15 protein-coding genes are annotated in these 22,120 nt (G+C 46.9%); 2 read left to right on the top strand and 13 right to left on the bottom strand.

Going from position 1 to position 22,120, the window contains the following annotated elements; genetic code table 11:
* Nucleotides 1-78: 78 nt before the first annotated feature.
* The 10 genes from KS4_RS00265 to KS4_RS00220 all read right to left on the bottom strand — a co-directional run bounded on the left by KS4_RS00265 (nucleotide 79) and on the right by KS4_RS00220 (nucleotide 10,204).
* Complete coding sequence (locus tag KS4_RS00265; RefSeq protein ID WP_145072913.1) at nucleotides 79-1,518, bottom strand: TIGR03087 family PEP-CTERM/XrtA system glycosyltransferase; 1,440 nt, start codon at nucleotides 1,516-1,518, stop codon at nucleotides 79-81.
* A 206-nt stretch (nucleotides 1,519-1,724) separates the two neighbouring features.
* Nucleotides 1,725-2,207 carry a protease complex subunit PrcB family protein gene (locus KS4_RS00260; protein WP_145072910.1) on the bottom strand — a complete coding sequence of 161 codons (483 nt, stop codon included), beginning with the start codon at nucleotides 2,205-2,207 and terminating at the stop codon, nucleotides 1,725-1,727.
* 175 nt (nucleotides 2,208-2,382) lie between these two features.
* A complete protein-coding gene (gene trmB / locus KS4_RS00255) occupies nucleotides 2,383-3,033 on the bottom strand; it encodes a tRNA (guanosine(46)-N7)-methyltransferase TrmB (protein ID WP_200761413.1) in 651 nt (216 codons plus the stop codon).
* A 109-nt stretch (nucleotides 3,034-3,142) separates the two neighbouring features.
* Nucleotides 3,143-3,757: a fasciclin domain-containing protein gene (locus KS4_RS00250; protein WP_145072904.1), complete on the bottom strand. Its 615-nt coding sequence runs from the start codon at nucleotides 3,755-3,757 to the stop codon at nucleotides 3,143-3,145.
* A gap of 97 nt (nucleotides 3,758-3,854) precedes the next feature.
* Nucleotides 3,855-4,490, bottom strand: coding sequence for a fasciclin domain-containing protein (locus KS4_RS00245; protein ID WP_145072901.1), 636 nt, complete (start codon nucleotides 4,488-4,490; stop codon nucleotides 3,855-3,857).
* A 115-nt stretch (nucleotides 4,491-4,605) separates the two neighbouring features.
* Entirely contained in the window at nucleotides 4,606-4,827 is a 222-nt protein-coding gene (locus tag KS4_RS00240) for a DUF378 domain-containing protein (protein ID WP_145072898.1), read from the bottom strand.
* Nucleotides 4,828-5,186: 359 nt separating this feature from the next.
* Nucleotides 5,187-6,605: a dGTP triphosphohydrolase gene (dgt, locus tag KS4_RS00235; protein ID WP_145072895.1), complete on the bottom strand. Its 1,419-nt coding sequence runs from the start codon at nucleotides 6,603-6,605 to the stop codon at nucleotides 5,187-5,189.
* 94 nt (nucleotides 6,606-6,699) lie between these two features.
* Entirely contained in the window at nucleotides 6,700-8,049 is a 1,350-nt protein-coding gene (locus KS4_RS00230; protein WP_200761412.1) for an aminotransferase-like domain-containing protein, read from the bottom strand.
* A 318-nt stretch (nucleotides 8,050-8,367) separates the two neighbouring features.
* Nucleotides 8,368-9,768, bottom strand: coding sequence for an MATE family efflux transporter (locus tag KS4_RS00225; RefSeq protein ID WP_145072889.1), 1,401 nt, complete (start codon nucleotides 9,766-9,768; stop codon nucleotides 8,368-8,370).
* Nucleotides 9,743-10,204, bottom strand: coding sequence for a MarR family winged helix-turn-helix transcriptional regulator (locus tag KS4_RS00220; protein ID WP_234698891.1), 462 nt, complete (start codon nucleotides 10,202-10,204; stop codon nucleotides 9,743-9,745). Before KS4_RS00220 ends, KS4_RS00225 begins: the two co-directional genes overlap by 26 nt.
* A 420-nt stretch (nucleotides 10,205-10,624) precedes the next feature.
* Between KS4_RS00220 and KS4_RS00215 the strand changes: the two genes are divergently transcribed.
* Together KS4_RS00215 and KS4_RS00210 are read left to right on the top strand one after the other, a co-directional pair.
* Nucleotides 10,625-12,412 carry a peroxiredoxin family protein gene (locus tag KS4_RS00215; protein WP_145072883.1) on the top strand — a complete coding sequence of 596 codons (1,788 nt, stop codon included), beginning with the start codon at nucleotides 10,625-10,627 and terminating at the stop codon, nucleotides 12,410-12,412.
* 139 nt (nucleotides 12,413-12,551) lie between these two features.
* Complete coding sequence (locus KS4_RS00210; RefSeq protein WP_145072880.1) at nucleotides 12,552-14,174, top strand: hypothetical protein; 1,623 nt, start codon at nucleotides 12,552-12,554, stop codon at nucleotides 14,172-14,174.
* A 120-nt stretch (nucleotides 14,175-14,294) separates the two neighbouring features.
* On the opposite strand, the gene KS4_RS00205 is transcribed toward KS4_RS00210, so the two are convergent.
* The 3 genes from KS4_RS00205 to KS4_RS00195 form a co-directional block, all read right to left on the bottom strand.
* A complete protein-coding gene (locus KS4_RS00205; RefSeq protein WP_145072877.1) occupies nucleotides 14,295-16,535 on the bottom strand; it encodes a hypothetical protein in 2,241 nt (746 codons plus the stop codon).
* A gap of 473 nt (nucleotides 16,536-17,008) precedes the next feature.
* Nucleotides 17,009-19,186 carry a LamG domain-containing protein gene (locus KS4_RS00200; protein WP_145072874.1) on the bottom strand — a complete coding sequence of 726 codons (2,178 nt, stop codon included), beginning with the start codon at nucleotides 19,184-19,186 and terminating at the stop codon, nucleotides 17,009-17,011.
* A 55-nt stretch (nucleotides 19,187-19,241) separates the two neighbouring features.
* On the bottom strand, nucleotides 19,242-21,608 hold the full coding sequence (locus tag KS4_RS00195; RefSeq protein ID WP_145072871.1) for a LamG domain-containing protein: 2,367 nt from the start codon (nucleotides 21,606-21,608) through the stop codon (nucleotides 19,242-19,244).
* Nucleotides 21,609-22,120 lie beyond the last annotated feature (512 nt).

The following is a 22,120-nucleotide window of genomic DNA, read 5'->3' as shown; positions in this document are numbered from 1 at the left end:
GCTGCTCTTTTTCCACAAGCTTATATTTTTTCTAGATTTATGTTTTACACACCCCCGATAAACGAGAGCACTACGCAACTAGGCTGCCAATCGAGTTGCTTGCGTCACCTTGGAGATCGCCTGTTTAGACTGTGATTTTTTGGCCTTCGGGCGCACACTTCGCATTAGATATTGTGAGAGCGGATTGAGAACAGCATGCCAATCGTACCCGATCTCAACACGATATCGAGCGGCTTGACTGATCGCTTCGCGTGCAGCTGGATTTCTTAAAAGCCCTGTGATCGTATCTGCATACTGAGCAACAGTATCCGCAGTGAGCAGATCCCGCCCAACCATCGCATCAATGCCCTTCGCGGCCTCGGGTGAACAGACCACCACACGCTGCATTGCCATCGCTTCTAAAACTTTATTCTGCACGCCTGGCGCAATTTTCAGCGGAGCAACGACCACGGCCGCATCATATACATGGGGTCGCACATCTGGAACCTCACCCACGACTTTCGTTCCCATGTATCCATCTAGCACTCTTACCGCTTCTGCTGGCCGCTTACCCACCACTATAAATTTCGCATCAGGTACACGATCACGAATCCGTGGCATCACCTGCGTAGCAAACCACTGAACAGCCTCAATATTAGGCTGATAATCCAATACACCCACAAAAACGATGTTGTAGCATGCAGCCCCTTTATCAAACCTTGCTTTAAAGTAATCAAGATCGACACCGTTAGTTACCGCAAACGCCCGCAAGCCTTTTTGATCAAAGCCATGAAGATGGCTCGCCACAACACTATCCACCGACGGAGAAACTGAACAATGATGCTCTCTAATCTGCTCATAGACCTCAAGCTCAGCCTTGCTTACCACGCTCAACACATCAATTCGGTCATGTAAACCCAGCTCAACTTCTCGTAACAATTTGGACTCACGCTGAAAAATAATGCGTTTCAAGAAACTGGATTGCCGAGCCAAATTCGCCCACTTCACCGAATCCACATCCACTAAATCAAGCAGATGCAATCCCCCGCCATGAATATTGCATCCTGCTTGCAATCGACCACCAACAATATCCCGAGCATGCTGGACCATACCCGAGCAAAATGTCACCACCGCATCAAACCGTACCTCTGTATGCCATTGGCGAAGTTGTTTCGCCAAATTTGCATCGTAAAACACCGATGTCGTGATCGGTTTCCCCTTTAGCAAGCTCATGCCTGCTCTAAAATATTTCTGATTTCTATTGAGACGCTGTATCGCAAACCGTCTGGTTAAACGATCCAATTTCGTCTTTTGCTCAACCGTAACATCTTCTTCTGTGAATGATGCAAGCGAAACATTGAAATGACGGCTTAGCTCTTTCAATAAATGATAACTGCGGATTCGATCACCGCGATCCGGCGGATAAGGCACACGATGCGTCAACATCAACACGTTTGGCCGCTCTTTATAAGCACCCAAACGTGCAACAGGTTCTGTCCTGTTACGTTGCGTTTTCCGTTGTTTTGCATTGTCTGCCATACACCAACAATATCGGCCCAATCAGTCGCACCCACGTTCACGCGCGATTTTTACCGGACTACGCTATCTTCCCAGCTCACCAACGCTGTTCCACTCAAGTTATCGGCCTATCGCAACTTGCTCTCCCCGATCAACTACCACTAAAAAAAGACGCCGCTCAACGAGCGGCGTCTTTAATATTCAGTTTTCGCAATGATGCGTCCCGATTATTTTTTCTTGCCAGAAACCTGGTCAAGGTCAGGAATCACGTTCACAGCATCAACCTTGTCGACTACAACCGCAGCGTATGGGTACTCAATAACTTGAGTCGTCATCTCGTCTTCAGCTGGTTGATTAGCAACACCCTGAACATAGAGTGTATCGCCGACTTGTTGAACGCCGGTAATCTCAACCCAGTAACCACCGGTGTTCTGCTCACCCAAAGAGACGATCACAACCGACTCTTCATCAAAGTTAGGCTGAAGATCAAGATCTGCACCCAACTCATTTAGTTCAACATCACTGTTCACAACCTGAACACCAGCCGTGTTCAACGCTTCGTCAGAACCGGCCTGAGCCTTCTTGATTGCGACAGGTTCAGACATGCTGTGCTCGGGGCCTTCTGCAGCCTTCGGGCTATTGGCACAACCAGCGACAAAGCCGCCTGCCACAATTGCCACAACCAGCACACTCGCAATTCGTTTCAACATGATCAAAATCTCCAGATAGATAAAGACTGCGTCTATTTGCCTAAGTATTCGTCCTTCGACAGGCGCCACACATCATACTCCAACTCCACCCAAAACGTAAACATCCATCCCACCTCTCCACCCTCTTTTTTCTAATCTTTGCTCACATAATCCCCTATCAGCTTCAAACTTATAGCTATCCAATCCGTTTGAGGATCATCCCATTAAACTCCCTGCCCTCTTCACGATACTTCCGTTCAAAGTTCGTCCCCACCAATTCCCCCTCACCCGCACTCTCTGGCGACACAAACTCATGCCGCTCAAAGAGATCTGTCACCTTCGCAGCATGTTCTTCCATCCATGCAAAATAGTCTAGGTGATCTGTCGCTAAGCTGATCTGCCCACCCACCTTCAACTTACTCCACACTTCCCGCAAGAACCCCTCTTGTACCAGCCGTCGCTTGTTATGCCTCGCTTTCGGCCAAGGATCTGGGAAATAGATATGAAACTGCTGTACAGAATCATCTGCCACATAATTCCGCAAAAAGAACCCCGCCTCGGCATGCAGCATCCTTACATTCGGCAGATTGTGCCTTCTCATCCGATCAGCCGCATGACGCCAATACGCTTTCGCGTATTCGATTCCCAAATAATTGATCTCAGGTGCTTGGGGAGCCTGCTGTATTAAGAATGTGCCTTTACCAGACCCAATCTCGATCTCAAGAGGCAAAGATATGTCGATAAAACCGAAATATTTCAACACATCTAACGCGCCATCCTCAAATGGCGGTAAATCCGAAGCTTCGAATCCGTGCTTACCAACGTCCTGCTTATGGCTTGAAGTCATGTTACTGCTCATGATGCAAAGCATAGCACACCAACAGATCAAAATAAAAAAGCTCCCCCAGCATTTCCAGGGGAGCCTCTTTAATATCAATTTTCTCTTCCAAACTTTGTTAGTTCAGAGAATTCACATCAAAACCGGTAGGTAATAAAACCTTATCGATCTGATGAACGACACCATTTTTCGCATCCAGATTCGTCTGCGTTACGCGCGCGCCATCAATATAAACCTCATTACCACGCACATCCACGCTCAACGATTGACCTTCCAACGTCAACATACGTGAAGTCTTCATCACCTTGTCAGCTGGGAAGTAACCACGTACCACGTGGAACTTCAAAACCATCTGCAGTTTGCCACGGTTCTCAGGCTTGAGAAGCTTCTGAAGCACACCGCTAGGCAATGCATTAAACGCATCATTGGTTGGTGCAAATAACGTATATGGCCCTGAGGCTTCCAAAGCACTCTTCAACTGCGCTTCACTCACCGCTGTTGCCAATGTTTCGAACTGAGGACGATCAATAACTACATTCACAATCGTGCTTGGCTCATCCATTCCCATTGACGCATTTCTATCTGCGTCGCGTCGATTCATCATCGATTGATCATCCATCTCAACCGAATCACGGCTACTCTGCTGAGTCTCACCACTACACGCGACCAAACCCAACGGCAACGTCATCGCTAACATTAACCCTATTGTTTTCAACTTTTCAATCTTAAACATGACTTTTCTCCTATCAGTGCTATCTGTCACTAATCATTCAACGACGCGCAACCTCAACGTATTAGCCACGCTATCGCTTCTATATAGCTCAGTTCACCTACGACTCGTCCTTTTCTCGATCATCATTCTCATTCAACTTTTCTAATACTGTTCTAGGAATAAGCACCCCATCGATTGCGTGAACAACACCATTCCCCGTGACAACATCTGTTCCGACCAATTCTTTTCCATTCAAATAAACATCATCACCACGTATCTCCACCACCAACTTCTCGCCCTCGATTGTTGGCAACTCTTCTTCATTCACAACATCCGCAGCCAGGAAAATCCGCGGCGACAAGTGATAAACAATCACTTTCACCAATAATCCACGATTCTTTTCCATAAACAATGCATTAAGCATCCCCTTCTCCATATCCTCAAACGCATCATCTGTCGGCGCAAATAATGTCATCGGCCCCTCCCCCTCTAATTCATCTACCAATTTCGCGTGCTTCACCAACGTTTCAAAAACCGAAAACCGATCGTGCTCCTCAACAACCTCATACACATTGCTTCTCTCTCTAAGCAAGAATGGCCCATCCTCTTCAAATACAGACTCACCAAACGCACGTTCACTGATAAACAACACAACACCAAAACCCAAAAACATACATAACATCATCAACACGACAAACCAAAAGTAGCGTGCATCAATCATGGCGTTGTATTTTTTTCTTAACCCATTAGCCATTGCATGACCACCTTATTACCAACACTCACCCCTTAAACATGAAAAGCTGATACACACTTCCGTGCGCATCAGCCTAATCCGTTATCAACTTTCAATCCTTTACTCGCATGACCTTTTAGTTCATGCTTGTCTGGCTCCAGCGGATCTGGATCGCTTTGAATTGTGCAATCTGCCATACAGCAGCAGCACCAACAACGATATACACCAGACGTGCGAGGAACGTGTCCACGCCACCAAAGATTGCGGCAACCAGATCAAACTGGAACAAACCAACCAACGCCCAGTTCAAACCACCGATCACCAGCAGAATTGCTGCTATCACATCAATCGACTTCATAACATTCACCTTTCACAAGATTTCTCGACAGACACCGTAAATCCACTCGGATTGTTGTCTGCGTCTCATAGATCTTTGAGCCACAACACGAACTTTCCACCTACCTTGCCAAGAAATCGTTCAATAACCCTTATTTTCAAGACTTTTTTTACTTTTATTGGGTAAACATGTACGACCACCCACACCCTCAACAGTACCCCTACTCAGTATCAACACCTAAATTTCATGACCAACAACCAAATTAATAAAAATGATCTAACCCGTCCTATGTTAATGCGCGCAAATGCAACCTGATCCTAGGAATCAGGTGATACACTTACTCACCACTGATAACATGTTGCTTACACAACCTTCACGTCTTACCACCCAAGCAATTCGCGATGCAACTCCCTTGCATAATGATCCGTCATGCCACAAACATAATCTGTTACCAGATGCAGCTTCAAGATTTGACGCTCCAGCTCACTATCCGCTTGTTCATACCACGTCTCAAATAACCCCCGATAATTAGCCGACATAATACGCCAAACTTTTTCACCATACCCACTCCCCTTTAGACTATCACGACCTTCATAATCCTTTACTGCATCCCAAAAAAGATCCATCAAATCATGAATCACTTTTCGACCCATGACCTCTAACTTTGAGTTAGCCACAATCACATATATATGATCAAACCCAACCCCTTTACATGCTTTAACGATCTCACACACATCACTAACCGCAACCAACTCATCGCCAAACTCACCTTTCATAATCGCATCATAGTGTTCATCAAACGCTCTAACCATCGATTCGATAAATCGGCCAATCAACATCGTTCGCAATAATTGCCCTGCAACCGTATTTCTTTCCGTGGCAACATCCACAACAATATATTTTTCAAGACGCTCATCAATCTGCTCAATAATCTCAGCTAAAACATTTTTCTGTCCCGCATCTTTCACTCGCCTTAACAGCTCTTTTTTTAACATCTCCCAATTCAAAACCCCTTTACTTAAAGCGTCTTCCAAATCAACTGTGCTATAGACAATATCATCCGCAGCCTCGACTAAGTACGTCAACGGATGCCTTACCCCGCGCCCATCATCACCAACACAATCCGTCCGTATTTCCACTTTGCGAACACGCTCCCGCTCATACCAAAAAAAGCCCGGCTTCTTATACCCCTGATCATCCTTGCAGACATCGATCGACCGCCCGACATACTTACGACATGCACTCAACGTCCCATACGTCAAATTCAAGCCACTATCCCCCAAAATACTTTGCAATTTTAAGATGATCCGCATCGTCTGCGCATTACCTTCAAACTTCAAAAAATCTTCTCTCACCCATATCGCTTCCTTATCATCCTCATCTAATACACCCCCAAATACCTCTTCGTCATGCCTTTCAAACCACTCCGCAATCGCCATCTCGCCAGCATGGCCAAACGGCGGGTTCCCCAAATCATGCAACAACCCCACCGTCGCACACACCACAGGCACCCCCAATCGAACCTCCTCGTCTAACCCTCGGTTAGCCCCATATCCACTAACCCATCTCTCCGCCAAACTCCGCGCAATACAACTCACCTCATGCGAATGCGTCAACCTATTCCTCACCTTATCATTCGGCTCAAGCGGAAATACCTGCGCTTTATGCTGCAATCGCCTTACCGCACTCGAAAATAGCGCCCGATCATAATCACGTTGCAATTCTGAACGTACATCACCTGCCCCTCGACTCGCGTCATAAAACCGTTCACCATTCAATAATGCTTTCCATTCCATCATGCCCGATATTCTAACTCATCTACACGCATCACCCCATACAAAAAAACGCCGGCCACTCGGCCAGCGTTCATTATTTCATCTGGATAACAAGGAATTATTTCTTCGCCACACCTTCTTCTTCAAGAACGTGAGCGATCGCCTCGCCTAAGCGTTTGATACCTTCAACAACCTGTTCCTTCGTCGGCGTACCGAAACTCAAGCGAATCTTATTCACCGGAATCTCTCTCGCCGGGTCATCCGGATAACAGTAAACACCCGGCACACCAATCACACCCTTCTCCAATTTCTTCGCAAATAGCTTTCCATCCTTACCCGTATCAATACCCTCTGGAAGCGTCAGCCAAACATACAAACCGCCACTCGGATTTGTCCATTCAATCTCATTTGGCGCAAGCGGCCCAACGTACTTCTCAAGCGCTTCTAACATCGCGTCACGCTTCTCAGCATACTTCGCACAAAGCTTCTCCACATGCTTCTTAAACACACCCCGCCTCATCGCCTCCGCCAAAACGTGCTGAGCCAAATTGCTCGAACCAAAGTCACGCCCACCCTTGTTTAATATCAAACCGTCAATCAAGTCCGTTGGTATCAAACCATAGCCCGTCTTGTACCCCGGCGCAAACGGCTTGCTGAACGTCTGCAGCAATGCCACATACTCATTGTCCTTATCCCAAACCTTCATCGACGCCGGCGCCTTCCCCCCATACGTCAACTCACGATAAGCAGCATCCTCAATAATCAAAATCTTATGATTCTTCGAGTACTTCTTAACGATCTCCAAAATCTCAGGCTTCCGCTCTTCAGCCAACGTGATACCCGTTGGATTTTGATGGTAACTCACAAGGTACACCATCTTCACGCGATCCAACTGCCCCGTTGCTTCATAGCTCGCCAGCATCTTGTCCAACTCTTCTGGCTTCATCCCACCTTCATCAATGTCCACACTGCGTACCGTCGAACCCATTGCCGACAGCACACCGGTAAACACAAAATAGCTCGGCCAACTACTGATCACCACATCCCCTTCATCCAAAACCAAGTCCGCCAACATATGCAACAACTGCTGCGAGCCTGTGCTCACAACAATATCCTTCGCACTGCCCGTAAACTCAGCTTCGCTCATCCCCTCCAACTCGCAGAAATGCTTATATAGCTCATCACGAAGCTCGCCCGATCCCTCAGTCATACCATACTGCAACGCCGCTTCGCTACGCTTCTTATCGCCCAAAATATCCTTCAGGATTTCCAAACTTTCCTCACCCGGAAGTGTCTCATAATCCACCAGCCCCGCAGCCAATGAAATCAAATCAGGATTCTCAACCGCCTTCGCAATCAGATAACTGATCGGCTGATCCACACTACGACGACCTCGACTCGAAAACCCAAACTTCTTTGACGGCTGCTCGCTCATCTTCCACGACCTTCCATAATTCCATGATCTCATGACACGCTGCTTACATCTCAACGCGTCAACCTCCCCACCAATACCAATGCAACATAACCGCACACCCCAAAATCCGCCCCTCATACACCATCTCACAATCAACCCGTCCCCTCATCATACCCCCGTTTTGTGACATAAACAAAAATAATCATCCCACATACCCCTTGAAAACACAGACCATTTCCCACAATAACATCATTTATAGAAATAACTTACAAATCAGTACCAGATCATCCTGATTTAATTGCTCCCCTTCAATCAAAAAAAACTCAAACTGTACCCCTCCCCGCCATCTCACACTGCGCCCTCACCTGACACTCACGCCTCCACCGCAGCCGCTTCACCGCGACCAGATCGCAGCTCCAACAGCATCACCCAACCCACCACAACCATACTCAATACACCGCTAACAGGTTCACTAGCCCACACGCCCTTCATCCCCCACAACCACGCCATCACATACAGCGGCGGCACAAACATCACCAACGGCTTCAATGTCGACAACACCATCGCAATCCCCCCACGACCGATCGCCTGGTAGTATCGCGTCATCACAAAACACATCCCAAACAACGGTACCCCTAAGCTAAACACCCTCAATCCCCGCACTGATTCCACCATCAAAGCTTCATCACCACCCGTAAACATCCACACAAACAATTCTGGCCAAACCACCACCGGCAAAATCATCACACCACCCAATAACCACACCAATCCACTCGTCCAAAGCAATGCTTCCCTCACCCGCCCGTACAACTTCGCCCCGTAGTTAAACCCAACCACCGGCTGCAGCCCATCCCCCATCGCAAACATCGGCATCACCGCCACTGTCATCACCCCAAAAATAACACCCATCGCCGCAACACCCATCGTCCCACCATGCTCAACCAACTTCTGATTCATAAACAGCTGCTGCACCGCAAAAAGCGCATCAGCCAAACAGGCCGGCAAACCTAACAGCAACATCGGCCGCAATACCCCCCAACGTGGCAACAACAACCTCATCTTCACCTTCAACACACTCCAACCACCCGCATAATAAACCACCCCCAACATCAACGTTACCGTCTGTGATAAACACGTCGCCAGCGCCGCACCCGCAACACCCATCTCCAACCCAAAAATCAAAATCGGATCCAGAACGATGTTCACCACGGTCGAAATCATCATAATCACCACCGAAACCGTCGGGCGCCCCTCCGCTCTTATCGCGAAATTCATCACAAAACCTGCCGACAACATCGGAAATCCAACCAATATCCAAAATAAATATGCCTTCGCATCGCCCATCAACTCATCGTTCGCCCCGAACAATCGCAACACATCCTCCTGCCACCACATCACCACACCCACCAACACCACCCCCATCAACAACGACATCCCAATCGCACCACTCAAATACTTCTCCGCTTCCCTCACCTTCCCCTCGCCCATCCGTAAACTAATCAGCGCAGCACCCCCCGCCCCATACAACAACGACACACCAAACCCCACCATCATGACCGGAAACACCACCGTCAATGCTCCCAAACCTATCGCGCCTACACCCTGTCCCACATAAATCTTGTCCACCAAGTTATAAAGCGCGTGCGTCATCATCCCCACCATCGCCGGCGCAAAGAAACCCATCAACAAACCCAGCACCGGCTTCTCACCTAAATGTGCCATCTTCCCCACTGCCATTTCGGCTTGCTCATTCAAACTCGTCTCGGCACTCATCGAGAACCTCCTTTAATTCCCCCATCACCGCATGCCACCTGTCCAGCACATCATCATCTAACTTCTTTGTAAATCTCACATACGTCGCCCAAATCTCCTCATCAATCTCCTCCATACTCTGCCTCACCTCATCCGTCAGGCTAATCAACACCTTTCGTCGATCATGCTCATCCCTCACCCGCCTGAGCATCCCCTTCCCCACTAATGTGTCCACCATCACACTCGCACTCGCATCGCTTACACCCATCCGCTTTGCCGCAGCTTTCAAACTGCATGGCTCGATCTTCGACAAACCCACCACCACATGAATCTGCCGTCCCGTTAACCCCGACAATGCGTCCTTCCCCGCTCGATCAACACGACTAATCGCATTGAAAACCAAGCAATCACCCAGTTCCTCACTCACGTCAATGATCTCTTTAAGCCGCTGCTCCATCACATCTTCCTCATTAAAAAGATAGATTCATTTTACTGCCACCCAATCCACCCAAATGCGCCTGTCGCATCACAATCTTTCTTATCCAACACGCCTTCGGTCCCAACACCGATATGCACTGCCAGAGACTATTTTAGTTAGATATTCTAACTATTCGAAAAACTAAATCAACACCCCTTAAAACCTTCCTCACATAATCAGAAACCGAACCCTTACCCCCAAATCCACGTACCAATCTTGCGATCAACCGCCCTCCTCTTTTATGATGGACGGCTCAGATAACCAACCAGGCCGATTCACGGACCTGCTTATGACCAAACAAATAGACAGCCACAGCATCTACCTGCATATCAACAACTTACAGATACCAGCAACCACGCCACCCGCAACCCACAACAACGAATCATCCGGAGATCCAGCATGACCATCCGCCACACCCTTTCATTCCTTCTCACACTCACGCTACTCTGCGCACCCGCCGCAGCCCAGCTCGACCTCTCCGCCGCATTCAAAGCGCCCACCAAAAAACAAACAACTGCAATCGCCGCAACTGTCACCGATGCCGATACCGGCTCCCCAATCTATAACTTCGACATCACCATTGGCTACCGTGATCCCTCCAAACTCGACACCACTTGGTACCCCCTCAAATCCTTCGCCCCATTCAACGTCCGTATCACTGAAAACACATTCAAGATCCGTACCACTGAGCCACTCGCTCATTACGCCTTCTACATCACCGCACCCGGCTATCTCCCCCAGTACTCTCACGAATGGGAACTTGATACCCTCAACTCAACCTGGTCGATCAAACTCAAACCTGCCGCCAACATCACCGGCACGATCCTCTCCCCGTCTGGCAACCCTGTCTACAACGCACAACTCATCCCTGTCATCGACGATACTCGCGTCACAATCTCCGGCCCAATCTTCGAACAATTCAACCCCTCTGCCGATATCGAAGCTTCTCACACAAACAAAAAGCCACTCCTCATCTACAACTCCAACCTCGACGGCTCCTTCACGCTCCCACCTCACAACGAAAAGTTCCGCCTCCTCATCCTCTCGCCACAAGGCTACCAACTACTCGAACAAAAAGATCTCGATACCGATCAACCCAACAGCATTACGCTCGGTGAATGGCAACCTCTCACCGGCTCAATCAAACTCAAAGACAAACCCATCGCCGGCCAGCTCATCAAAATCAACGGCCCACTCTACGCCCCCGGCGCCATAGAAGACACTTTCAAACCCACTAATATCCTTCTCTCGTTCAAAACCCGCACCAAGACCGATGGTTCGTTCCTCTTCGATTACATGCCCTTCCAATTCATCAACGCAAACATCATCCAAGACGACCCATACCGTCCTGATACTGTCATCCAAAACAACCTCATCAAAGTCCAGTCGGACAAATTCCCTGTCCTTAAGTTTGACTTCGACAATACCATCATCACCGGCAAAATCATCAACTACGACCACACACCACTTCCCAAGTTCTACTCCGCAACGATTGAGCTCTCCTCCAAACAACCTCTCAAGAATTACTCATCAACCCTCTTTCCCGATGGCTCTTTCACCTTCCAATCTATCATCCCAGCTGAACTCTCACTCTCAGCCAATATCTCCTTTGTCAACAAACTTGAAAACGTCCTCGATAACTCTGACAACAAAACTCTCCGCAAAACCATCAATATCCCCACAGAAAACCCGCCACTCGTCCTCAACCTTGGCACTATTCCCCTCAGCGCGCCTAACGCATCGTTAGACACTGGCAATGCCGCCCCACAAATTACAGCCAAATATCTAAACGATAACCAATCATTCAACCTCAACGACTACCGCGGCAAGTACGTCCTCCTTGACTTCTCCCCTGCTTTCAACGGCTTCGCCTTCTCTCAAATCGCCGACGTCAACACCGCCTACCAACAATTCAAATCCAATCCCAACGTCAAATTCTTCTCATTCCTATTCAAAGATTCACCCGACTTCGACCCTTACGATCCAAAAACCTACGAAAACAAAACCGATTGGCCCGTCGTTCTACTCCCCAACGCCGCCGACGATGCTGCAACCCAAACACTCGGCGCATCCGATTTTGCATGCATCTACCTCATCTCCCCAACAGGCCAAATCATTGCGAAAGACACCGACCTCTTCGGCCCGAACATCGCCACAACCCTACAAAAACTCATCCCCACTCAGTAAACTCATCCAACTAATAATCAATATCAATCCGCCATCCATAAACCTCGCTCAATCGCGAGGTTTTTTCATGACAACCCATCCGCCAATCTCTTAAAATAACCTCAACGACCAGCATCAACACCAACATTCCGGGCCCACCATGAAACGTACCACACACCTTTCTCTACTTTTCCTTTTCCTCTCCCTCCCCACAATCCTGACCCTCTTAGCCTCCTTCATCCTCGCACCACTCATCATCATTCTCAGCTACATCTACTTCGATTACTCAACCTATCAGACCAACGCCTATTTCATCTCTTCATTCACCAACGCTTACCTTGCTGCCTCGGATCTTTATCTCCCTCCTTTCCTCATCATGCTCATAGCACTCACCTTGATCCTCCCCATCATCGCCCTCTTCTTCACCCCGCGCACAGCAGCCCCCCATCTCCCCTTCCGCTTTGCCTACATCTCCGCCTACAAGCGCACCGCCTATTTCATCCCACTCATACTCTTTATCCTCACTCTCGCCCTCACCGCCCTCGTCACCCCAAGCCAGCTTGAAAACAGCTACATCACACAACAACGAAGCAACTGGCTCACGCAAAACCCCGACCCAAGTGAATCATACGGCTACAACATAATTGGCGATCTTAGCGATGAAGAGCGGAATATCTACGCTGATTGGGAATCCCGATACGTCGCTCACGAACAACAAATAAATGATTCCCCATATCGCCATCGCATCCACTTCATCAATTCCACCTCGTATTGGTTCACGCCTCTTCTGTTTTCCATGATCCTCCTCACCCTCCTCCGCATCTTCACCCACCGCCGTCCGGCCCCCCCCCGTTCTTCTTGGCCCGCCTCATGCGAATCCTGCAACTACCCCATCTTCTCCCCCCAGCCCCCCAGCCCCCCCCAGAATCCCCGAAAGTTGGACAGCTTCCACACCGATCAACAATCGATATCCGAATCAACATCACTCACCACACAACCCCAATCGGTAGCCACCGCAACCCTCACCGCTCCAGCGACCGTAAACACACAGGAAGACAACTTCCGGGGGTGCCCAGAATGTGGCCAGCCTATCTCTTTATCCATACCATCTAACCATCGCATAGGCGATCCCATCCACCGCGCTCCCACCCTTCTTAAAAAAATCCTCACGATCCCCGCTCTCGCCTATCAATTCCTACTCACCCCTTCATCCCTTGGCCGATCCCTCCAAACACTAACCCCTCCACAGACACACCACCACACCGCCCGCGTCATCCTCCTCGCAACGCTCCTCATGACCCCTCTCATCACCCTTCTCTGCTTTCCAATTCTCGCAAACACCAATCCCTACAATTTCCCCAACACCTTTATCAACTACATCGAAAGCCTCATCTCACTCCTACCCCTTCTTTTTCTACCCCTGCTCATCCTCTACTCACTCATCCAAATCATCGCACTCCTAAACACAGCTTCCATCCTCATCACCGCCCGCCGCCTCCGCCCACACCTCGCCATGCATATCGCCAACCTCGCCGCCGCACCCGTCCTCCTCTTCCTCTTCTTCTACCCCATCCTCATCAACATCACCATCCTCATCACGCAAGCTAACTTCTTCAAACCCATCTATCGTCACCTCGATTTCAAGGTCGGCCAGTATTCCTTCTATGCCGACCCCCAAACCTTACAGCTCTTTGTCGGCATCGCCGCTCCGATCATCTTCTTCCTTTTCCTCTTCTTCGCTACCGCCCGCATTATCCTCCGCGCCCGCTACGCCAACGCATAACCCCCTACCCCTTTTTATCCAACTCCACTCTGCCACACCATCTACAACGTCCAAACATAAAAAAAACGCGCAGCCCTTTGCTGCGCGTTTCATCATTTTATAGATCTATGCAACTAATTTTTATTTTTCAGGACTACCAATCAAATACCCGCGTTGCTTGCCCCCAAAAAAGTCAACAAGACAATGCAGCTGTTTATTTTGCTTCCCATCAAATAGTACGGGGTGATAATTATGAGAATCTTCAATCGTTTCGATTGCTAGACCCTCTTTATATCGCCGCCAAACCGGCGAAGATGGATCAACCACACCCTCCGGGAACATGGAGTGTACAGTTTCTACATGCGCAAAACCATCATGATTATCATTGAGCAAACCAAATTTAATGGATGAAGATCGCATACTCGGTGACATAAATGATTCATCCGGCCGAATCTCCAATAATTTCTTATCCTCATCCGTACAGAAAACCACCGCAATGCCATCTCTACCAACTTTTGTCGCGTAAGGACAATACGCATTATACGTACGACCATCCGGCCCCTTCTTAGAAGATTCATAAATAATCGATCGATTCGTCCAAGTTACACCGCCATCATTCGATACCACCGAACGCACGACATTAAAATCATTAGGCTTATCCTGGTTATCACTTCGATAAGTCTCTGTTTTAATCCCTTCCATCACCGCTATAATTTTATTACTACCAAGGGATACCGCAGTCGCCATACCATCACGAGTCAAACCAGTTGCTCCGATAGGAATATCATTAAATATTGGCGAAGCACTAGGCAATACAATCGACCCATTGTTAAATTCTAATTTTCGCCATGTAATCTGCTGATACCCATTGCCGCTATTATAGTCTGATGGTGTTATTGTCTCGTTGTCATAATACACTTGAAAAGAATTGTCCCCCGTTTGAAGAATAAATGGCGCCCCCACAAACGTATGGTACGGCATGGTACCTTGATTGGGATCATTCGGCACTTTGTTGATCGTAATATTAGCACCAGTTGCAATCGTTTTGATTGAAGAGCTATTCAGATTTGGCGACGACAAATTGTTCGGCAACGTAGTGGCCGATGCGCCATCCACAATACCAACCTTGACTGAGAAATTTTTTGTCGTTTTATTAACAATCCCGTAAGCTAACAGCAGCTTAGCTGTCGCTGTGCCACCACTTTCCGTGACAGTACCCGCCCATAGCGAAGGATCACGTAAGTCAGTATCTGTATAATACAGATCTCTCATACGCTGCCATGTCTTGCCGTTATCCGTACTTCGAAACAGATGGATTGCATTATTACCATCGTTCAGATTTTTGACAACATACTCACCATTAATCAACTCAACGATCTCATGCGGGCCATTTCGAACGCCCCACAGCGCACCATTAAAATTCACAACACTACGAAACGGGCCCGACCCGTTAAATTCTTCTTTAACATTCCAAGTGTATGTTTCCAAAAGATTACTTTGATCAACGACCTTGTTAGAAATTCTGATCTCATCTAATCTGCCATAAGCTGTATAACCATCAATACCATTGATATGATCTCGCCCATATCCTAAATTCCACTGATAAATCTCACCTGATCCACGCGCCTTAAATGTGGTTTGCGCGCCTGAGATGGCCTCCGATGCTTTTAGTTCACCATCGACCCATAATTCAAAAGCTGTATTACTTTTAACAACACGAATGCTATACCACTTTTCATTAGCAGCGTTCGCCACAATACAATCGTTAACCGGCACTTCAATAAAATGCATATTGTTGCTGTTATCAATATAAGCCGTCACGAATTTCCCCAGTACATCGCTACTGACCGGGTCCTGAATGGCAAACATTGCAACCGCAAAGGGTTGACTGACATAACCACTACCATCCTTTAGATAGCATGATAAAAGACTACGTATATCACCAACGTTTAGATTCGGATTTCCAGATGAATCGGTAAATTGTGGATAATAATTTAGTTCCACTGTCATTAAATCATAATTGGCTGTCGTAATATCTGGGGAAGGCGAACTTGGCAAAGGATAATTAACATAGTCAGTATTAAATTTTGCCAATTGCGTGATATCAGTTTCAACTAACCAATAACTTAGATAATTTTCCCATAAAGTTTCTGGGACAATATCAAAAGGCACAGAACTTGAGTAATAAACTTGCTGGCCATTTGAATTACGTAGATGGTTTCCACTTCCCGAATGATCATTTTGATAATACGGAACACCCGAAACGCTTTGTGTAAGCCCATCATACCGCCAATACGCCAACACACTATCACTTGCATCCGCAAACAACGTCCCCCCCATTATTGATAACAAAAATAAACACAGACATAATAATTTTTTCATCTCATTTTCCTCTATCTTCAGTGCATCAAATTAATAAACAAACAACATTCCAATCCGTACTAATCTCTCCTCAAAACAACACTTCTCGGCTTACCACATAGCAAGCCGATCATGCTTTCCTCAATCACATTGTTCCCGAAATTGCACCAGCAAAGAACTCGCGCCACAATCTACATCCACCCACCTCGCCACTCATCCATTCCTTCGTACTAGCCTTCGCGGTACAAGCTCCATTATCCCTAATAACAGCTCTTTAAAGCCATAACCTAAAACCACAAGTCAATAGCCCAAATACACTAAATTATCTCATTTCAATCAAACTTTTATCTATAACGCCCACACCAGCCAAAATCCCACACGCAAACCACATGAATATCAATTCACCATCACTTCATTACGATATCACCACATAAAAAGAGCGAAGCTAAAAGCTCCGCTCTTCAGTTCAATTAACATGTCATATTCACATCAAACTATTCATCATTCACTCTCAATTTGAATCCCTTCACATCTCCATTAAAGAAATCCAAAACACCATAGACCTCATTATCAGCAATGCGGAGTAGACCAATCCCGTAATGATGAACATCGCCAACATCATCACTCTCATCCCCTGTATACAGAACCGCTGGCCCGCCCGACTGCACACTTAGCCCCCCATTCTCCGTATTCACCTCAATCAGCTTCACCGATGATCGTCTGAAAACCTCAGGCGTAAACGGGCTGTCCGCACTATGCTCTTCAAAATCCTCATCCGTCGAGAACGCTACCCAAACACGGTCTTCCCCATCACCATCCATCAAGCTATTGTTATAAAGATTACTCATCGGCATTACCGCATACGGCGAATACGCATTAAACTTTCGCCCGTGATATCCATGCTTCGTACTCTCATATAAAACACTTCTCACTCCACTGTCCCAATCCGCCTGTAGCTTCCCGCCATTACTCACTCGCACACCATGCACAATATTGTGCGGCTGCTCCGTCGTACTCTCCAACTCATCAACACCATCCATCACAACTAACAGCTCATCATTACCCGAACTCCCCTCCTTCAACGTCACAACGCTCGGCATCCCATCCTGACGCCCATTCGTCATGTAATTACTCAAATCACTCACCCAAACCGATTGATGATTTGTATCACCCAACGCCACCCCTGCTACCGAATCGAACGTAAGATGACGCATCACAACATACCGATCCTGTCGTCCACTTGTACGATTATTATGCGGCGACCAATTCGGTTCAAAAACGTAATACAACTGTAACGTCCCATCCGACAATGCATGCAAATACGGCGAATCCGAATACCCTATCACTGCACTCGAAGTTGAAGCCGCGTTCTCCGGTATTTTTAGATATTCTTCAACATGCATAAACCAAGGCCCTGTACTTGCCCCCGAATACCTCTTGAGATAAGCAATAAGCAGCTGCTGCTCAATATTACCCGAGCTATCTTTCACATCCCCGTAGAAGAACATCGGATCTTTATATTCATGTGTTTCCGTCTCGCCTCTTTTTTGCAGTTGAGTCCACGTATCCCCCTCATCGACACTCCAATACAAAACCAGATAATTCTCATCCACCCCGTTGCCATCTTCATCATGTTGCTCTACCGTCATACCCCACAGCTGCCCCGCCCATGATGTAATGTGACGGAACGGCCCGGGATTATCATCCGCCCCCGTCGCAGGATCACCATCGTCCTCCTTCTCATGACCATAAACCTGTTCCCACACCATATTCTCGATTGTCGGCATGTCGTTCTGCAACCACGCCGACTCATCTAATGCAATATTAGACAGCCGAACCTCATCAATCTTTCCCCGTGCAAATAAACCCTGACTCGAACTATTCCAATGCCGCGAAGAACCAACAGCCCAGCGAGCAATCGTATCATTGTTGGCAATATCATTCGCTATCCTGAAATTCAACTTATGGGCCGGATCAATCATAGCCGTACCGATCAACTCTCCATTGATCACAAACTTGACCGTCTTACCATCACCGACCGCCACCATGTTGTACCACTGCTCACTCCCAGCATTCGTCGGCATGTAACCTGCTGGAGTCGAGATCACATAAGTATCGTCTGGCCCAACCACTCGCAACTCAATACTACCATCACTCTTACACAATATTCGGAATACTTCATTCACAAACGACCCGTCACGTACCGCATGACCCGCCTCATACTTATTCCAAACCTGACACGCAATCACCGATCGCCAGCCACTATTCGAATAATTCGTAAAGTCCGGCTTGTAACTCGCCTCTACCGTAAACTGACGAAAACTGAGAGTCTCAATATCAACCTTCACCAACCGACCACCATTAATATGCGCTTCTGTGTTCGTCATCAAATGAAGATCATCATCTACAAATAACGAATGCGCTGTCGCATATCCATTGTTAGACACCACCCCACTAAACGGAACATCCGTACTCTCGCCCGGCCACGCCGACCCCCACAAACCAGTTCCATTCTTCATGCTATCATCAAACTGATGAATCCCATCCCCCGCAAGATTCTTCTCAAACCGCCAATATGCCTTCACACCTCGCTGCCACGACTCCCCATGCACAACCCCACACCAACTCATCAATAACACAACGATACAACTGATCATACTGTATGATCTCATCTTTATATTCCTTCACATTGAGTGATTTATATTTATTCCAATTCGCCTATTCTTATTAATTAGCCGCACGCCTGAAACCGAAGCCTGCTTGATGGTTATTAAAGTAGTCAACAATGATGTAAAGACTATTTTCTGACAGCCTCACAAGACCCGGCATATAGCTATGAAATTCATTCGGATCTCTTACATCCACCATATACCCAGGCCATACTGTCTTGGGCGAACTAAAAATACGTTGATATAACGGCGTTTCTGCATACTTACCAAAAACAACCTTGATCGTTGATCTTCGCTTCATGACATCCTCACTCGGTGAATCAGCCGGAGCCCTATCATTGATCAAATACACATCCTCATCCGTACAAAATGCGATCGCATAATTGGGATAATCATTCAAAATCTCATCGCCATCATACAAACGCACGATATAAGGCGCATACGCATTATATTTCTGACCATTCGGCTTCGTAGGCGATTTATAGACCTCAAACGGCTCGTCATTCTGAAACGCATGCGAGCTCCCCGCATTATGCTGCGGCAATTCACCGATTAACCCCCACACAACATTACGATTGGCACCCGTCTTATCCTCAATACCCTCAAATACAACAAACACCTTATCGCGGCCACCCGACTTTGCTTTAACACGCGCTACCGTCGCCATTCCATCCCGTTTAAGAATCCGATTATCTGTCTTTGTTAACTGATACTCATTTGATAAAACTGCTATGTGATGGTTACTACCAAACGTTATTCGCCTATAAGCAATCAACTGATTGTGACCATTGGTCGGGTCATTATCTGCGACTTCATTGTCGTAAAAAACGATACAAGAACTATCAGAAGCGCGATAAATATGCGGGGCCCCCACAAAATATGATGTTTCTAAACTCGAATTATAAGCCTGAGTAGAAATATCTTTCGAATCAACATGCACCAACTCGATTGGCTCATAAATCCTACTCGTCAGAGTCGTTTCAATTCTATGTGTAACCGTAAAACTACTAGCAATAATCTTGTTGCCATAATTTGAGTCACGCACCCCATAATAGCCTTCTAAAGGTACGCGATCATGTATCTGATTGACAACATGCAAACCCATCTTGTCGAAATCTTTGATCTCATTTTTCCAATTATTCGACTCTTTTAGATCATATTTTTCCGCGCGATACGCCACAACGACAAAACCATCCTGCGCACTGATCGTGATATCTGTTGGCACAATCAGATTAGCGTAAGTTTGACCTGACGGTTGCCCCCCTTGAACATCAATATTTTTGATTCGCTCCCATGTACTACCCTGATCACGACTCATAAAAACATGAATGACCAGATTTTGCACCTCAGTAGCACCGGAAAAATACGGTGATGTAACGTGGACATTTTTACCTAAAAATGAAGCGATATTCTCATTTGGTCCGACCCGCACACCTAACAGATAATCTCCCCATTTTGTAATACTCCTGATCGGGCCAGGCTCCGCTATCTCCTCAATAGAATCATCATTGCTACTATTCATAGGAAATTCGACAGCCACCTGTGAACTCGCATTGTTCATATTCTGATTCATCAACAAGCCAGCAGGCGCAATTGCAATATTTGATAAACGAACCTCATCCATATCGCCATTACCGAGTGCATTTGAATCGCCCCATCCCCTATCGATTCCTACACCACCTACACTTATTTGGGCTTCGCTTACCACGATAGATGGTTCGGCAGTATTCGTATAGGTGTGCACGATCTCATCGGTTACAAATTCCCCATTAGTGTCCTTGTAACCAAGTATTAAACTCAGCGTCTTACCGTCACTAACTACTGCAAAATGGTACCACTTGTCGTGTTGAATCTGATGGTTTGTCATCGTAAGACTAACGTACGGATGATCGCTTAAGAATTTTAGATGCCCATCATCCTTCACAAATATATCAATATCATTTGGGTTTGGTAAAAAATCAGAACGGTCAAATGAAAACAAAAATCTATTAAACTCAGTAATCTGATCTATATCCGCCCGAAGTCGAAAGCTGCCCTCGATGGTATAACTTCGCCATAAAGGCTCATTTGCCGGAAAAATATAAATAAGTGGTCGACGATCTTTACTCACCTTTACATACGCGTCATTAACCCGGCCAGTATTTGGTACTTTGGGATAATGACTGTTTATGAGTGGATGAGATTGGAAATTCGGGCTTGATAAAGTAGGCATGACCGCTGTTATCAAATTTCGATTATGCCCCGAGTGATCCTTATAATAATTACCACTTGAATTGTATTCATCAATATCGTCATCAAACGCCCAATACGCCTGCACCCCATATTTTTCATTCTCATATGTTGCCGGAATACTACTATACGCTAATCCTGTAATGTACCAGAACGATATAAGGGTACATAAATAACAAAATGCTCTATTCGTCATGTTCTCGCCTTATCAATAAAGTTTGTTTTCATATAACAACAAAATTTAGGTTTGTAGACAAACACACCACCACAATCTCAATTTGCCTGCAACAAAATGAACGATGAACTTCTACATGATTCTCTTGGCTCATCGCATACGATAACCTCGCTCGACTTACCACATAGCAGCCGACCCACTACCCCTTAAATATTGCCCGTAACATACAGCAGCACCAAACAACACATGCTTCACAATGCTCTACGAAAAGAACCGAGCCTGTTAAAGATATCGCAACCCATCGAACGATCGGCCATCAATATTCGTGCTGATGTCAATTGACTATTATCTATCAAACGAACCCAGCACCGCCATAGTCAAGACGCACAAGTCAATAGCCCAAACACACTAAAATATCCCATTTCAATCACACTTTTGTACTTATCACCCACACAACCAACCCATTCCCCCTATCACCAATGAAAATCAATCCGCCCCCCTACCCCATTCCTCACGCGTATGCCCATCACCGC

Origin of the sequence: Poriferisphaera corsica, from assembly GCF_007747445.1 — a bacterium.
In the GTDB taxonomy this organism is placed as follows: domain Bacteria; phylum Planctomycetota; class Phycisphaerae; order Phycisphaerales; family Phycisphaeraceae; genus Poriferisphaera; species Poriferisphaera corsica.
The sequence above is the reverse complement of the archived record's forward strand: the minus strand, read 5'-3'. Positions and strand labels throughout refer to the sequence as shown.

What these genes read in the sequence shown, in the direction of transcription:
- KS4_RS00220 (WP_234698891.1), bottom strand. Translation starts at nt 10,204, where the DNA reads ATGGAGCAGCGGCTTAAAGAGATCATTGACGTGAGTGAGGAACTGGGT.
- KS4_RS00245 (WP_145072901.1), bottom strand. Translation starts at nt 4,490, where the DNA reads ATGGCTAATGGGTTAAGAAAAAAATACAACGCCATGATTGATGCACGC.
- KS4_RS00225 (WP_145072889.1), bottom strand. Translation starts at nt 9,768, where the DNA reads ATGAGTGCCGAGACGAGTTTGAATGAGCAAGCCGAAATGGCAGTGGGG.
- KS4_RS00200 (WP_145072874.1), bottom strand. Translation starts at nt 19,186, where the DNA reads ATGAGATCATACAGTATGATCAGTTGTATCGTTGTGTTATTGATGAGT.
- dgt (WP_145072895.1), bottom strand. Translation starts at nt 6,605, where the DNA reads ATGATGGAATGGAAAGCATTATTGAATGGTGAACGGTTTTATGACGCG.
- KS4_RS00195 (WP_145072871.1), bottom strand. Translation starts at nt 21,608, where the DNA reads ATGACGAATAGAGCATTTTGTTATTTATGTACCCTTATATCGTTCTGG.
- KS4_RS00210 (WP_145072880.1), top strand. Translation starts at nt 12,552, where the DNA reads ATGAAACGTACCACACACCTTTCTCTACTTTTCCTTTTCCTCTCCCTC.
- KS4_RS00260 (WP_145072910.1), bottom strand. Translation starts at nt 2,207, where the DNA reads ATGTTGAAACGAATTGCGAGTGTGCTGGTTGTGGCAATTGTGGCAGGC.
- KS4_RS00215 (WP_145072883.1), top strand. Translation starts at nt 10,625, where the DNA reads ATGACCATCCGCCACACCCTTTCATTCCTTCTCACACTCACGCTACTC.
- trmB (WP_200761413.1), bottom strand. Translation starts at nt 3,033, where the DNA reads ATGACTTCAAGCCATAAGCAGGACGTTGGTAAGCACGGATTCGAAGCT.
- KS4_RS00250 (WP_145072904.1), bottom strand. Translation starts at nt 3,757, where the DNA reads ATGTTTAAGATTGAAAAGTTGAAAACAATAGGGTTAATGTTAGCGATG.
- KS4_RS00240 (WP_145072898.1), bottom strand. Translation starts at nt 4,827, where the DNA reads ATGAAGTCGATTGATGTGATAGCAGCAATTCTGCTGGTGATCGGTGGT.
- KS4_RS00230 (WP_200761412.1), bottom strand. Translation starts at nt 8,049, where the DNA reads ATGAGATCATGGAATTATGGAAGGTCGTGGAAGATGAGCGAGCAGCCG.
- KS4_RS00205 (WP_145072877.1), bottom strand. Translation starts at nt 16,535, where the DNA reads ATGAAAAAATTATTATGTCTGTGTTTATTTTTGTTATCAATAATGGGG.
- KS4_RS00265 (WP_145072913.1), bottom strand. Translation starts at nt 1,518, where the DNA reads ATGGCAGACAATGCAAAACAACGGAAAACGCAACGTAACAGGACAGAA.